The 14,526-nt window shown below is 39.9% G+C and carries 13 protein-coding genes; 8 read left to right on the forward strand and 5 right to left on the reverse strand.

Features of this window, described 5'->3' with window-relative positions:
* Positions 1–192 precede the first annotated feature (192 nt).
* Entirely contained in the window at positions 193–699 is a 507-nt protein-coding gene (locus tag FTU80_RS11590; protein ID WP_078193013.1) for a YqiA/YcfP family alpha/beta fold hydrolase, read from the forward strand.
* 93 nt (positions 700–792) lie between these two features.
* Here the strand turns inward: FTU80_RS11590 and FTU80_RS11595 are convergent, their stop codons facing one another.
* The gene (locus FTU80_RS11595; protein ID WP_078189930.1) at positions 793–1,338 is read right to left on the reverse strand and encodes an adenine phosphoribosyltransferase; all 546 of its coding nucleotides are present in this window, start codon (positions 1,336–1,338) and stop codon (positions 793–795) included.
* Between the two features lie 526 nt (positions 1,339–1,864).
* On the opposite strand from FTU80_RS11595, the gene rubA reads away from it, so the two are divergent.
* The 5 genes from rubA to FTU80_RS11620 all read left to right on the forward strand — a co-directional run bounded on the left by rubA (position 1,865) and on the right by FTU80_RS11620 (position 6,569).
* Positions 1,865–2,029 (forward strand): rubredoxin RubA, encoded by a 165-nt coding sequence (rubA, locus tag FTU80_RS11600; RefSeq protein ID WP_005179369.1) that lies wholly within the window; start codon positions 1,865–1,867, stop codon positions 2,027–2,029.
* Between the two features lie 77 nt (positions 2,030–2,106).
* Entirely contained in the window at positions 2,107–3,285 is a 1,179-nt protein-coding gene (locus tag FTU80_RS11605) for an NAD(P)/FAD-dependent oxidoreductase (RefSeq protein ID WP_180085165.1), read from the forward strand.
* 58 nt (positions 3,286–3,343) lie between these two features.
* A complete protein-coding gene (gene estB / locus FTU80_RS11610; RefSeq protein WP_078189932.1) occupies positions 3,344–4,282 on the forward strand; it encodes an esterase EstB in 939 nt (312 codons plus the stop codon).
* Positions 4,283–4,293: 11 nt separating this feature from the next.
* Positions 4,294–5,199 (forward strand): LysR family transcriptional regulator OxyR, encoded by a 906-nt coding sequence (gene oxyR / locus FTU80_RS11615; protein ID WP_180007453.1) that lies wholly within the window; start codon positions 4,294–4,296, stop codon positions 5,197–5,199.
* Between the two features lie 758 nt (positions 5,200–5,957).
* Complete coding sequence (locus FTU80_RS11620) at positions 5,958–6,569, forward strand: response regulator transcription factor (RefSeq protein ID WP_180085167.1); 612 nt, start codon at positions 5,958–5,960, stop codon at positions 6,567–6,569.
* 84 nt (positions 6,570–6,653) lie between these two features.
* Here FTU80_RS11620 and ppk1 read toward each other — a convergent pair whose 3' ends face one another.
* Both ppk1 and mtgA read right to left on the reverse strand, forming a co-directional pair.
* Positions 6,654–8,735 (reverse strand): polyphosphate kinase 1, encoded by a 2,082-nt coding sequence (ppk1, locus tag FTU80_RS11625; protein ID WP_180085170.1) that lies wholly within the window; start codon positions 8,733–8,735, stop codon positions 6,654–6,656.
* Between the two features lie 146 nt (positions 8,736–8,881).
* On the reverse strand, positions 8,882–9,559 hold the full coding sequence (gene mtgA / locus FTU80_RS11630; protein ID WP_180085172.1) for a monofunctional biosynthetic peptidoglycan transglycosylase: 678 nt from the start codon (positions 9,557–9,559) through the stop codon (positions 8,882–8,884).
* 78 nt (positions 9,560–9,637) lie between these two features.
* Between mtgA and FTU80_RS11635 the strand changes: the two genes are divergently transcribed.
* The gene (locus FTU80_RS11635) at positions 9,638–10,474 is read left to right on the forward strand and encodes a rhomboid family intramembrane serine protease (RefSeq protein ID WP_180085174.1); all 837 of its coding nucleotides are present in this window, start codon (positions 9,638–9,640) and stop codon (positions 10,472–10,474) included.
* 117 nt (positions 10,475–10,591) lie between these two features.
* On the opposite strand, the gene FTU80_RS11640 is transcribed toward FTU80_RS11635, so the two are convergent.
* Together FTU80_RS11640 and FTU80_RS11645 are read right to left on the reverse strand one after the other, a co-directional pair.
* Complete coding sequence (locus tag FTU80_RS11640) at positions 10,592–13,093, reverse strand: ABC transporter permease (protein ID WP_180085176.1); 2,502 nt, start codon at positions 13,091–13,093, stop codon at positions 10,592–10,594.
* Entirely contained in the window at positions 13,090–13,821 is a 732-nt protein-coding gene (locus FTU80_RS11645; protein ID WP_111884437.1) for an ABC transporter ATP-binding protein, read from the reverse strand. The genes FTU80_RS11640 and FTU80_RS11645 overlap by 4 nt, the downstream gene beginning before the upstream one ends.
* Before the next feature lie 11 nt (positions 13,822–13,832).
* Between FTU80_RS11645 and FTU80_RS11650 the strand changes: the two genes are divergently transcribed.
* Positions 13,833–14,462, forward strand: a complete 630-nt coding sequence (locus FTU80_RS11650; protein WP_180085178.1) for an arylesterase — start codon at positions 13,833–13,835, stop codon at positions 14,460–14,462.
* Positions 14,463–14,526 lie beyond the last annotated feature (64 nt).

Genomic DNA, 14,526 nt, shown 5'->3' on the forward strand with positions numbered 1-14,526 from the left:
ATAAATATCAATAACTTAATTCAACCTTTTAATCTATTTTCTTTAAGACTAAAGTCTTTTAAATGCCTATAAATTAGACCAAAAGCTAAATTCTCTTTTTGACAATTCTCTCTACAATGAAGTCATAAAATTGTTGAAAAATAAAATATTCAACACATCCAAAAATGTTTTAAAACAGTGTGTAGAAAAACAATGACTTCCTGCTTATCGAAAATTCTGTTTTTACATGGATTGGATTCTTCCCGTGAATCTACGAAGTTCCATGCCATCAATGCAAAACAAAAATTCTGCATTGAAGTGGACTATCGCAACTTAAATTTTCAAACTGTTGCGGATTTTTACCACGAGAGTATTGAAACCATTAAGCCCGATATCATCGTCGGGCATAGTCTCGGGGCATATTGGGCATTAAAAATGTCGCTGTTTCATCGTATTCCGTGTGTAATTGCCAACCCGAGTCTGCATCCAGACTTTCGCGACGACTACCCTGCAATTAATGAAATGGATTTGGATCACGATATTCCACAAATTGCATATATCGAACGTGGCGATGAAATCTTAGATATGTATGAAGCAGAACAACAACTCGAAGACTATATGCAAGTTCAAGTGATGGATGGCGGACACCATCGTCTACAATGCCCTGAAAATATTAATGATTTAATCCAACATCTCGAATTAAACTATTTAAAAAAATAAATCATAAGATTAATCATAAGTAGCAACGTCTTTTTTATCAGACATAAAAAAGCCCTGTCATAGACAAGGCTTTTTACATTTTAAAACTGACGCTTAGGCAGCATCTGCTTCAGGACGTGTTTTATCATCTAAAACAGACCAAATATTTAGTCCTAAATCTTTATGCAAGTCAGGCAAATCTAAGAAAATGCTTGCGCCTAAAACTTGGTGTTTACATTTTTCAGCCAATTGTTTCACTGCACGAAGCGTACCGCCCGTCGCCAATACGTCATCCACAATAATTACTTTTTGTGATTCGATTTCAGCTGACATTTCAAGACGATCTAAACCGTATTCAAGGCTATAACCAACACCGACAACAGGTGGTGGTAATTTTCCGGCTTTACGTACCAACACCAAACCTTTGCCTGTACGCTGAGCAAGTAAGCTTGCCAAAACAAAACCACGCGCTTCAACTGCAATAAAGCTATCTACTTCTGCCAATTGCTCAGCTGGAATACTTGCAATTAGGGCATCAGTTAACGATTCGATGTTATTCATAAATAACGGCGTAAGGTCAAAGAAGCAAATTCCTGGTTTTGGGAAATCTTGGACAGTACGAATGTTAGACCACAATGCCGCAGCAGTAGAATTACTCATAATAGGAGAAAATAAATTAAGGAAGGAATGTGTGAATTTTAACGCGATTTGAGAGAAAAGAACAGCTAACCCCCGACTAAAATGCATATTTAAGATACAGCAAATTTACATAAGTTATTGATTATTAATATTGTATTTATTTAAAAAATATCAAATATATATTTTCCTAATCATAAAATAAAAGATTTTAGAGTTTTTTTCTGCAAGACTTTAGTCTATGAATATAGAAAAAGCGGTTTTTAGACCCCAATTCACGGAAATGAATTCCAATATAGCTTTCAATAGGCATAAATATTGTCAGACAATTTTCCCAGATCTGGGGTTTTGATGATATTTATTGTCCCTCACTGCCATTCTGCTTTTAATTTCACTCATTAAACTCTTAGCCACTTTACTTTATCGTTAGAACTGCGTAAAAATTTAACATAAGAGTCTACTGTATAAGGCTAATTAACCTTAAGGTATAAACTTATACAGTTATGAAGTATTTACTGACTTAATTTTGTGTCAGTTTTTGGAGAATGGAATGAAAAAGTATCAGTGCATCGTTTGTGGATGGATTTATGACGAAGCAGAAGGCTGGCCACAAGACGGTATCGTGGCAGGAACGAAATGGGAAGATATCCCAGATGATTGGACTTGCCCAGACTGTGGCGTCTCAAAAGTAGATTTTGAAATGGTTGAAATCTAATAAATAGAATCTAAGACCATCATCGTTATGGTCTTTTTTTTGTCTTTAAAAAATATGAAATGTGTTTGGAGTTGAGTATGCACCCTATTGTCATTATTGGTTCTGGTATGGCGGGATATGCCGTTGCACGTGAATTTCGAAAGTTAAATACTGAACTAGAACTTATTATGATCTGTGCGGATGATGCCATTAACTACGCTAAACCGACATTATCCAATGCGCTCGTTGGTAATAAAACTCCTGAGCAAATCCCTCTAGGGGATGCCGAAAAAATGTCGGCTCAACTCAATATGCAAATCATCAATAAGAGTTGGGTTAAATCCATTGATGCAGCAAAACATGAGTTTACTATTGAAAGCCAAAATGGAACTCAAACACAACTATATTCAAAACTCGTTTTAGCAGTCGGCGCAAATCCAATTCGCTTAGCTATTTCGGGTGATGGCAGTGAAGACATTCACGTCGTCAACAATTTAGATCACTACAAAGCTTTCCGTAAACAGCTTGCAGCACGTGAAGATAAACGTGTGGTGATTTTAGGGGCAGGCCTGATTGGCTGTGAATTTGCCAACGACCTCCAAAATACTGGGGCGAAAGTATCGGTGGTCGATTTAGCTCCGCAACCTTTGGGTCGCCTACTGCCGTCTCATGTTGCAGCTAAATTCCAAAGCAATTTAGAAGAAACGGGCATTCAATTCGTTCTAGGCACGACAGTCGAAAAAGTCTCACGTATTGAAAATGGTGACTATCAAGTGAGCCTTGCCAATGGTCAAAGCTTAGTGGCAGATGTTGTGTTGTCTGCGATTGGTCTACAGCCTGAGATTAGCTTGGCAAAACAAGCCGGCATTCACACCAGTCGTGGTGTATTAACCAATAAAGGCTTAGAAACCAACTTAGCAGATATCTATGCTGTCGGTGACTGTGCTGAAGTCAATGGTACCCTTCTGCCATACGTGATGCCGATCATGCAACAAGCGCGTGCTTTGGCAAAAACCCTCAATGGTGAACATACCGCTGTGCATTATCCAGCCATGCCTGTAGCCGTTAAAACACCTGCTGCACCATTAACTGTCCTTCCTGCGCCTATTGATGTTGAAACCCAATGGGAAACAGAAGAGCTTGAAGATGGCATGATTGCCCGTGCGATCGATCAAGATGGCGTATTACGTGGATTTGTACTGCTCGGTGCAACTGCTGGGAAGCAACGCTTAACTTTGACTAAGCAGGTTCCGGACTTGATTCCCGCTTCAGTTTAAGGTTTAAATACAAGGACGTCCTGATAATAATAGACGTCCTTTTTAAAGGAAAATAACAATGAATAGTGCCCTTCAGTTTAATATTTCACCTTATGCCTCTTTTATGCATGAAACTCGCGTAGAGTTAGGCAATGGCATTGAACTTCATGTCGAGGTGGGTGGTCATCCTGAAGATCCTGCAATCTTGCTGATTATGGGGCTCGGCGCACAAATGTTGTATTGGCCCGATTTCTTTTGTAAGTCCCTAATAGACCAAGGTTACCGTGTTATTCGCTTTGATAATCGTGATATTGGTCTATCAAGTAAAATTCGTAACCCAGGCCCACGTCTCAATACCTTTAAATTGATGGGACGTTTTGCCTTAGGTCTAGAGAATCAAGGTGCGCCCTATGACCTCTACGATATGGCAGACGATGTTGCTCTATTAATTGATCGTATGGGACTCGATAAAGTCCATATTTTAGGCGCTTCGATGGGCGGCATGATCGCTCAAATCGTGGCTGCACGCTATCCTGACAAAGTCCACAACTTAAGCTTACTGTTTACCAGTAACATCCAACCCTTACTTCCACCGCCATTTCCAAAGCAATTATTTAGTCTAATTGAAAAACCTGAATCTAACGATGAAGATGGCATTATTAACCATAGCCTGAAAGTTTTTAATATTATAGGCTCTCCAGGCTATATTAATCAGCTTGAAGCGATACAAACTGCACGTAAACTCTATAAGCGGAGTTATTACCCAGCGGGTGTACTTCAACAGTTTTTAGCAATATTATGTACAGGTTCCCTGCTGCAGTTGGATAAACAAATTCAGCATAAAACCATTGTGGTTCATGGAGCTCGTGACCGTTTGCTGCCGCCAAGCCATGGTAAGGCCGTTGCAAAGGCTATTTCAGGTGCTAAATTTGAATTAATTGATGGAATGGGGCATGATATCCCACCGCATTTTATTCCATATCTTAGCGGTTTGTTTGCTGATCACTTTAAATCATAAATTAGGACACTATGGCTGCATTACCATCCTTAAGACAGCTGTCATATCTAGTAACACTGTCAGAAACGCTACACTTTACTGAAGCTGCGCGTCGTTCTTTTGTCACCCAGTCTACTTTGTCTGGCGGGATCATGGAACTTGAGCGTTTACTAGGTGGCGTATTGGTAGAACGCGACCGTCAAAACGTGCGTTTAACTCCTCTTGGCGAACAAGTTGTCGGACGAGCCCGAGTTCTATTGGCAGATGCGCAAGACCTAATGCGTTTAAGTCGTGAAATGAGCGAACCTCTAACGGGTGATTTACATCTAGGGGTCATTCCCACTATTGCGCCATTCTTACTTGCGCCATTATTAGAAGAAGTGCATAAGCAATTACCAAAAATTCAATTGCATTTACATGAAGCACAAAGTGAAAAAATTGTAGAGAAACTCGAGCACGGTAATCTAGATATTGTATTACTTGCTCTTCCTTTCGATACACGTAGCTTGAAAGTTGCAGAAGTAAACAAAGAAAAATTGTTCTTGGTGTACAACAAAGCTGATCAAAATGCTGCTCAAGCGAAATCTCTAGACGACTTAGATTTATCTCGTTTAATGTTGCTTGAAGAAGGCCATTGCTTACGTGATCATGCTTTGAGTGCTTGCCCGATTGGTGAACGTAAAAATGACCATCGATTAAAAGCAAGCTCATTGCCAACTTTGGTTGAAATGGTTTCCGCAGATTTAGGCTTTACTTTATTGCCTGAAATTGCAGTTCATACCAATATGATCAAAGCCAATGAAGATTTGGCTGTGAAAGAAATTGAAGCAAGTCCTACACGCACATTGGCATTGGTAACACGTAAGAGTACACCGCTTCAAAGTGAATTTGATGTATTGCTTCAAATCTTGCAGAAAATCACTAACAATCTGCACTAACTAATCAGTGTGAAAATTAAAGAGAGCCCTGTGCTCTCTTTTTTATTTGGCAGAAATGAATAATGCAGAAGTAATAATATTGAGATGAGTTTACAATTGAAAATGAAAAATACATTCTCTAGAAAAAAGAAAAGGCTAACCCAAATAGGTAGCCTGATAAGGTAATATATGACTTGATGTATATCTCAATTCATCGCCTCAACAATATCTTCACACTAGCCAGATAAGTAAGAAGATAAATACATCTTAGTAAAATATAACTTTCGTTAAAATCACTAGTTTCAGGTATTTTAGATAAAGTATTTCTGATTCATTTTTCAAAGGGCTTTTTTTATAGTTGTGTTTTGTGCTATAAAATAAATATAGATGAGAAATAAATCACATTATTTTAAATAATCACTAATATTTATGTTTAAAATAACTAATCAATTAGTCAATATTAACTCATCTCAGAAACAGTTCAATTTATCGGTTGTCAAAATACTGCTTTCACATTTCAATTATTATTTTCAATTCGAATCTAAATCTGATGATTATTTAATCAATATTCTAAAAATAAAAACGAAAAAACTATAAATCTTTGCATTCAACATAATGAAAAACACAAAAAACCATACATTAATTAAATTCTATTATATCACAATAACTTAATTATACTTTGATATATAAATCACTACTTCTAGGTATATTTTTCTAATTCACTTTCATGCACATTATGGAAATGCAATTTGATTAAAAATAATAAATGAGCGAAATGTATGATGAGTGAATTTTTATTACCAGTACCCGTTTTGATCATTGATCATCAAGCAATGACTTCAAAAACAGTGCTGTTTAACATCTTAGGAAACCTCGGTTATCCTGAAGATCTCATCACATTTTCAGAAAACTTAGCAGATGCAGAACAACAAATTTTCAATCAATTACCCAATTTAATTTTTTTAGTGATCACTCAGCAGTCTGATATCTCTTTCATCCATAAAATCAAAAAGATTTATCCTTCGAGTAATCTCATCATTTTAGTCAATGAACAATCTACAGATTTAACCTTACATGCCATTCAGTTAGGTGCAACCGCCTATATGTTGATTCAACAACCGTTGGAAGACACCTACAACCAACTGAAAACTATTTTAAGAGGTGGCGCTGCATTGCATCCAAGTTTTGCTAAATTTTTATTGAGTGAAACTTTTAGTCCGCAAAATGCAGCACCTAAACAGCTCAGTCTGAATCCAGCTGAATACCAAATTTTAGATATGGTCAGCCATAGCGCGACTCAAGAGCAGATGGTCCGTGAGTTAAAACTTTCAACGTATCAAATTGATGGTTTTGTTAAAAATATCTACCGAAAAATTAGTAGCTACAGCTAAATTTAGTTCAGATAAATGATTCAAAAAAACTTATAAATTAAAAAAATAAAGGGAGCATTGCTCCCTTTTACTTTTCTAACGCATTTATTTAAATGCTTCTATAAGCACATGCTGTGAATTGTGTGCTTCCTCACCCTCTTGAACATGCGTACGAATCCAACGCCCATCACTTTGGAGCAACCAAGCTTGCTGATTATCTTTTAAGTAATTCACTAAACCTAATTGATAAATACGCTTTTTCAACGCTGGATCTTCAATTGGAAAACAGGCTTCCACGCGATTAAATAAATTACGATCCATCCAGTCTGCACTTGAACAGAAAATACGTGAATCACCATTATTACTGAAATAATACACTCGAGTATGCTCTAAAAAACGCCCAACAATAGAGCGCACGCGAATATTTTCAGACAGCCCCGGTAAACCTGGACGCAAACAACAAATAGAACGAATAATTAAATCAATCTGTACACCTGCTTGTGACGCTTCGTACAGTTTATTGATCAACTGAACTTCTGTTAATGCATTAACCTTGACTATAATTTGCGCAGACTTACCCGCTTTAGCATTAGAAATTTCATTATCAATATAATTGATGAGTTGAGTATGTAAGGTAAATGGCGCATGCAGCAGTTTTTTTAGCTTCGCCATTTTACCCATACCGGTCAATTCTTGGAAAATACGATGTACATCTTCACAGAGTTCTTTATCTGTGGTTAATAGACCGTAATCCGTGTAGATACGCGCATTTCCCGCATGATAGTTGCCCGTACCTAAATGCACATATCGCACCAATTTATTGTTTTCGCGGCGTACCACCAAAATCATTTTGGCATGAGTTTTATAGCCCACGATGCCATACACGACAACTGCGCCTGCTTCTTGTAATACATTAGCCACAGCAATGTTTGATTCTTCATCAAATCGTGCTCGAAGCTCAATTACAGCGGTGACTTCTTTGCCATTACGTGCTGCTTCCGCTAAAACTTGCACAATCTCCGAATCTGCACCACTTCGATAAAGCGTTTGTTTAATGGCCAAAACTTGTGGATCACGTGCAGCTTCGCGTAGTAGGTTAATTACCGGTGCGAAAGATTCAAAAGGATGGTGCAGCAAAATATCTTGCTTTTGCATCGCACTAAAAATGTTTTCAGATTTTTTGAGTACTTTCGGTATAACAGGAATATGCGCGTCATAGCGTAGATGTGGACGTTTAAAGTTTGACAGTAAACGTGCAAGGTTAACTGGTCCATCTACTTTATAGAGTTGCTCTTCTTCTAAATCGAACTCATCAAGCAAATATTCATAAATATGCTGCGGACAATTTTCTGTCACTTCCAAGCGAACAGCGCGACCAAAACGACGTGAGTTCAACTCACCTTTGAGGGCTTTAGCCAAATCTTCAACATCTTCATTTAAAGCCAAATCGGCATTACGCGTCACGCGGAATTGGTAGCAACCCGTCGCCGTCATGCCGGGAAACAAATCAGAGACATGTTCATGAATAATTGCCGATAGCATCACATGATGCTCTTTGCCACCGGTTAATTCATCAGGAAGCCGAACGACACGTGGCAGCGAACGTGGTGCAGGTACAACGGCTAAGTCAATCTGACGGCCAAACGCATCCTTCCCTTCTAAAGTCACAATAAAATTCAACGACTTGTTGACCAAGCGAGGGAATGGATGTGCGGGATCTAAGCTAATTGGCGTTAAGACTGGAGCAACTTGCTCTTGAAAATATTTTTTCACCCATGCCGACTGTGCAGGGGTTAACTCACCACGACGTAAGAAGCAAATATCTTCTTCACGCAGTTTGGGTAAAATTTCTTGATTTAAAATACGATACTGGCGCTCAATTGCCGCATGCGCTGTCGCAGAAATTTCATCTAATACTTGCTTTGGTGTTAAGCCATCTGGACTGCGGCTTTCATTACCTAAGTCTAGCTGTTCCATCATTCCCGCAACACGAATTTCAAAAAATTCGTCTAAGTTACGTGAAAAGATCAGCAAGAAATTCATGCGTTCAAGTAATGGATGTATCGGATCAACCGCTTGTTCGAGCACACGCAGATGAAAGTCGAGTATCGATAACTCTCGATTGATATAACGATCATTATAAGTATATTCAGTAGGTACTTGCGCGACTTCAGCTGCGGTATTCATTTCAAACCCATATTAAAAAATGTGTGCTGTACTCAGTTTAGTATGCTTCAAATTTGTGACAATTTCATAAAAAAAGCCCATAAAGATGAGCTTTTTGTTGTAATTCAAATCGCTGCCATGCCATTTGACGTGTGTTTAGATCGTTTTTAATCTGGGATATGGCTATAACGCATATATTTTTGGATCATGCGCTTACGATAATTTAGCTTACGATTTTGTCGATTTTCATCATAATATTTTGGATTAGGTAAAATAGCCGCAATAAACGCTGCTTGTTCTCGACTCAAACTCCGTGAACTTTTGCCAAAATAGTGCTGTGTTGCAGCTTCTACGCCGTAAATGTTGTCCCCAAACTCAACCGAGTTGAGATATACCTCTAAAATGCGCTGCTTCGTCCACATGCGTTCCATCATCCATGTTGCAACGGCTTCCTGTCCTTTTCGGATAAATGAACGCTTGTTATATAAAAATAAGTTTTTTGCCAATTGCTGAGAAATGGTAGACCCACCTGCGACTACTTTGCCTTTATCTTTATTGCGTTCTAAGGCATTTTGCATGCCTTCCCAATCAAAACCTTTGTGTTGTAAAAACTTGCCATCTTCCGCGGCAACAACAGCATGTTTGACATAATCACTGATTTGGTCGTAATCACGCCATTCGTGTTTAATCGGTTTGGATGGCTCAGACCAATAATCTAAACGCATCATCATCGTCGATTCCACAGGATGTGTACGCCACCAAACCAGACTACCAAAGATCCAAAGCTGCACCAAAAGCACAAGACTGACAAGAATTAACAATGTACGAACAATAAAGGCTTTCATGTCAGTGTGTTACTCCAGAAATTCTGTTTTTTCATGTTAAGCTTATTTTTAAATATTTTGACACAGTACAAGAATAGCATGTCTGAACTCAGCCCTCCTGCTGTATCAACCCGTAAGCTGCAAATCCAACTGTGGTGGATCACGGCACTCTTAATTACCATCAATGTTGGACTCTTTGGCTGGCAAGTGTTGCGTGGAATAAACGTTAGCCAACCCGACACACTGGATGCTTTGCGTTGGGGTGCTGATTATGCACCTTTAACCTTTTTAGAGGAACCCATCCGCTTAATCAGCAGTATGTTTTTTCATTTTGGCCTGATTCACCTGATGTTGAATATGTGGGCTTTGTATATTTTTGGCAGTGTTACCGAGCAAATGTTAGGTCGTTTCTACTTTCTTGGCCTGTATGTTTTAGCCGGACTGATGGGAAGTTTGTTGAGTGGGTATTTAACTATTCAAGATAGCTATGCATTATTGGCCGAAGGTACAGCCAATCAGCAGCTTTTCCCGAGTGTTGGTGCAGGCGCATCGGGTGCGGTAATGGGACTGGGTGCCGCGCTGACGATTATTTCACTGCTCCCTATGTTACCTAAACAGCAATTTTATCTGGATAAAAAAACCTTATTGATGGTGATGGGGATTAACCTCGCGATGGGCTTTATGATTAGTGGGATTAATAACGCCGCGCATATTGGCGGCATGTTGATGGGTGCTGCCTTGGCTTTCATTTGGTATGTGGGACAAAAATTACATCAATCCCTACTCATTCAAATCATCGGTCTAATCGCCGCAGCCGTCGGATGCTATCTGTTTTATCTGCATTGCCAACAATTAATCCAACCGATTTTACCGCTTTGGGAACACTTTATCCTACTGATGAAGCAATCTCTCGCAGCACATTCAACAGTGGAATGAACCCTGTGGCTATCAACACAGACATATTGAGAACATGTTAAATCATGTCTAAACCTGAACTAAGTACTGGGTTCCTGCTCCACTCTTAACTTGCTCGGCTGTTAACCATTTTCACCCTTAACTATTTAGTTCACGCAAACTTTCTAAGGGTGGAATATCGCAAAGATAACTTAAGCGATAACGTCCGATCAAAGTACAGACTAAGGTCATGACCAACGGGAGGATCAACCAAATCTCTGCATGCAACTGGATGACCAATTCCATTTTATAACTGACAATCGCGCTGATCACTTCAGCAAAAATACATGCCACAACACCCGAAATTAGCCCCATCAAACCGACTTCCAAACTGAGCATCGACTTTAATTTTTGCTTGGAACTGCCGAAGGAACGCAGTAATGCCACTTCTTTTTTGCGTTCATCCATAAATAAGTTCAAACATGCAACCAAGACCAAAATGCCTGAAATACTGACCAACAGCGCCAAGATGGTGATAATTTGAACCAATACGCTGACGATGCGTTTGATCTCATCCAAAATCAGACTGACATCAATAAACACGGTATTCGAAAACTGCTGAATTAGACCAATCAATTGATTTTTATCTTGCAGTGGAACATAGAAACTCCCCAAATAGCTGCCTGCATTTTCATCCATGGTTTGGGGAGAAAAAATAAAGAAGAAGTTTGGACTAAAACTTTCCCACTCCACACTACGAAGGTTAATTACCTTGGCTTGCAAAATCCCTTCAGGAAGGCTAAAACTCAGTCGATCTCCAATTTGAATACCCAGCTCTTGTGCGGTTTTCACCTCTACCGATACTTCATTGACTTGTTGAAACTGCTGACTACCCGCGATGATTTGATTATCTTTTGGAAAAGTTGTGGCCTGCGTAAGATTTAATTCACGGCGTAATGAATTATTGCTTTTAATTAAGGCATCCGAAAAAGGGAGATCATTTTTGGCAATTAAACGCCCACGAATATTCGGGTACATCGGCGTCCCTTGCCAGCCATGCTGCTTGAGTTGTTGATTAAAATCCTGCAACTCAAATGGCGGTAATCCATAGACAAATTGGTTAGGTGTCCCTTGTGGCAATTGTTGTTGCCAACGTTCCAGTAAATCTGTACGCAATACCGCTAAAACCGTGATCAAACTTAGCCCCAATGCCAATGCAGTAATTTGAAATGCCGTTTGATACGGTGTACGTATATATGCTGAGATTTTCGTCCCCCAACTTTTCAAAGCCTTTAAACTGAGCCAGACCATCATATATAGGCCGACACACAGGAAGATGATGGCGCAAATCAGCCACAGGGTGAGTTGTAAATTTTCAGTTAAAACCACACAAAACACCACCAAACTGAGTGTGCCGAAACTGAGCATCCAAAGCATGGAACGTACAGAACGCTCTTGTTGTCGTATCACCCGTGCCGGCGGTGTTCCTAATAATTGCCAAAGACTCGGAAGAACAAAACCTAATAGCACAATCGCACTGGTGAATATTGCAATTGGAAGTGGCCCAAGCAGCATAGACAGGGCTGAAAACTCTAATTGTAAATTTGGAATCAGCTGTAGCATCAGTTGCAATAAACCATAACCCAATCCCAGACCAATCAAACTTCCAAACAGGATTGAAAGTCCGAGTACAACCAACAGTAAAGCTAGATAAGCACTTAATATTTGCTGTTTGGTCGATCCAATACAGCGCATCAGCGCAATGGCATCCTGATTTTGTTGTACATAGCGCTGGCTGGTTAATGCGATGGCGATGCCACAAAGTAGAATGGTTAAAATATTGGCCAGTTGTAAAAACGTTTCAAGATTGGCAATCGGCTTCATCAAGCGTGTATTGCCTTCACTGGCATTTCTCAGTTTTAAACTGCTTTGAGCCGCATCTTGAACCTGCGCATGATCTGAGTTAGCAGTACGGTCTTCGCTTTGATCGCCAAATTTCTGCTTATACAGTTTTTCAAATCGCTGTGTATTTTGTGCATCTCCAGCCATTAACAGGCGATATTCAATCCGACTTCCTACTTGGATGGCATTGGTTCTCGCCACCTCAGACTGCGCAATCATAACTGTCGGTGAAAAACCACTGAAGCCAAGCTCTTGATTGGTGTCATGAATGATTTTGGCACTGACTTGAAAAGCAGCATCAGCAATATTGATCTGATCTCCCACTTTTACGCCCAACAAATCCATAGCACGCGGACTTAACCAAACCTCACCTGCTTTTATGGAGCGGTTTAGTTTCGGTTCTGTTTCGAGTTCACCTCGTAATGGAAATGCAGCATCAACGGCTTTGACATTGACCATGACAAATTGCTGATCGGTGTGTGCCATACTGCTAAATAGCGTGACATTCGATTGTTTTAATTGCTGTGTTTTGGCTTGTTGTTGCCACTCTTGTGGAATTGGTTCATTGGCTGTCAGCACCAAATCTGCTGCCAACATTTCAGCAGCTTGTAGCGCTACAGCATTTTGAATTTGTACATTACTAAACTTTAAAGCCGTGGTGGCACTGATCGCCAAGGTGAGTGCGATCAATAATAAATACACACCCGTGGTTTTAAAACTCAGTTGTAAGAGTGGTCGAAACAATGCCAAAAGATTCATGCAGCATCTCCTGTTCGATGCTCAATCAATTGACCATTGACCAATTCAAAATGGCGCTGACATTGACGGGCCAAATCGGCATCATGCGTCACCAATACCAAAGTGGTTCCCATTTCACGATTTAACTGAAATAACAGTTGTTCAATTTCCTGTGCCGTTGCACTGTCTAAATTACCTGTCGGTTCATCTGCAAAGATCAGATCGGGTTCACTCACCAAAGCACGGGCAATCGCAACCCGTTGCTGCTCACCACCGGATAAAACTTTAGGGGCTTGATGCGCTTGGCGTTCTAGTCCGACCTTTGCTAATAATTTTAATGCTTTTTCTTCGGCAGCTTTGACCTGAAAATTTGCTTGTAACCGTAGCGGCAGCATGACATTTTCCAGTGCCGTTAAATGTGGCAACAACTGGAAAGACTGAAAGACAAAACCAATATGGGCCAAACGGACTTGAGCACGCTGTTCTTCATTTAATAGATGAATGTCCTGACCACAGACCCGTAATTGTCCCGAACTGGCCTGATCTAAGGTCGCCAAAATCCCCAACAAGGTGGATTTACCTGAACCAGAACGACCGGTAATCGCAACTTGTTCCCCGGCAAAGATTTCAAGATCGAGTTGTTCAAAGATCGATAACTGTTTTTGTGGAAGTTGTATCTTTTGTGTCAATTGCTGTGCAGAAATAATCGCCTGTGGCATGATGTCAACATCTGTCGTGAGTTGGGTCATATTTTCCCTATATGCAAAATCGCATTCAAAATAATCGTCTATTGAGTTACTTGCTGGCTATTGCACTGATGTTCTGCCCGATGCTGCTCTCTGCCAAAACCATTATGATTTTGGGCGATAGCTTAAGTGCAGGTTATGGTGTTTCAGTGCAGCAAGGTTGGGTCCACTTATTACAAAAACGTCTAGACCAACAGTATCCGAAACAACATAAAGTGGTCAATGCAAGTGTCAGCGGTGAAACCACCAGTGGAGCTTTGGCACGACTGCCTAAACTGTTGCACACTCATCGTCCAGACCTTGTGGTGATTGAATTAGGTGGTAATGATGGTTTACGCGGACAGCCCCCTGCACAAATTCAAAAAAACTTAGCGCAGCTGATTCAAAAAAGCCAACAGGCCAAATCGAAAGTGATTTTATTTGGAATGAAAATTCCACCGAATTATGGCAAGGCATATAGCCAAGCTTTTGAAAATAACTATCAAGTGTTGAGCCAACAGTACAAAGTCAAATTATTACCTTTCTTTATGCAAGGCGTGGCGGGGCATAAAAATTTGATGCAACAAGATCAAATTCACCCAAATGCCAAAGCGCAACCAATTTTGCTGAATAATGCTTATCCATTGATTAAAGCCAGCTTATAAATTTAATTGGTGAAAATGGATTCGTTAAAAAAGGCGCTTCATTTGAGCGCCTTTTTTAATATCT

The organism is Acinetobacter sp. YH12145 (assembly GCF_013418335.1).
Lineage (GTDB): Bacteria > Pseudomonadota > Gammaproteobacteria > Pseudomonadales > Moraxellaceae > Acinetobacter > Acinetobacter amyesii.

Coding starts and splice junctions, on each gene's coding strand:
- FTU80_RS11590 (WP_078193013.1), top strand. CDS start 193: ATGACTTCCTGCTTATCGAAAATTCTGTTTTTACATGGATTGGATTCT.
- FTU80_RS11595 (WP_078189930.1), bottom strand. CDS start 1,338: ATGAGTAATTCTACTGCTGCGGCATTGTGGTCTAACATTCGTACTGTC.
- rubA (WP_005179369.1), top strand. CDS start 1,865: ATGAAAAAGTATCAGTGCATCGTTTGTGGATGGATTTATGACGAAGCA.
- FTU80_RS11605 (WP_180085165.1), top strand. CDS start 2,107: ATGCACCCTATTGTCATTATTGGTTCTGGTATGGCGGGATATGCCGTT.
- estB (WP_078189932.1), top strand. CDS start 3,344: ATGAATAGTGCCCTTCAGTTTAATATTTCACCTTATGCCTCTTTTATG.
- oxyR (WP_180007453.1), top strand. CDS start 4,294: ATGGCTGCATTACCATCCTTAAGACAGCTGTCATATCTAGTAACACTG.
- FTU80_RS11620 (WP_180085167.1), top strand. CDS start 5,958: ATGATGAGTGAATTTTTATTACCAGTACCCGTTTTGATCATTGATCAT.
- ppk1 (WP_180085170.1), bottom strand. CDS start 8,735: ATGAATACCGCAGCTGAAGTCGCGCAAGTACCTACTGAATATACTTAT.
- mtgA (WP_180085172.1), bottom strand. CDS start 9,559: ATGAAAGCCTTTATTGTTCGTACATTGTTAATTCTTGTCAGTCTTGTG.
- FTU80_RS11635 (WP_180085174.1), top strand. CDS start 9,638: ATGTCTGAACTCAGCCCTCCTGCTGTATCAACCCGTAAGCTGCAAATC.
- FTU80_RS11640 (WP_180085176.1), bottom strand. CDS start 13,093: ATGAATCTTTTGGCATTGTTTCGACCACTCTTACAACTGAGTTTTAAA.
- FTU80_RS11645 (WP_111884437.1), bottom strand. CDS start 13,821: ATGACCCAACTCACGACAGATGTTGACATCATGCCACAGGCGATTATT.
- FTU80_RS11650 (WP_180085178.1), top strand. CDS start 13,833: ATGCAAAATCGCATTCAAAATAATCGTCTATTGAGTTACTTGCTGGCT.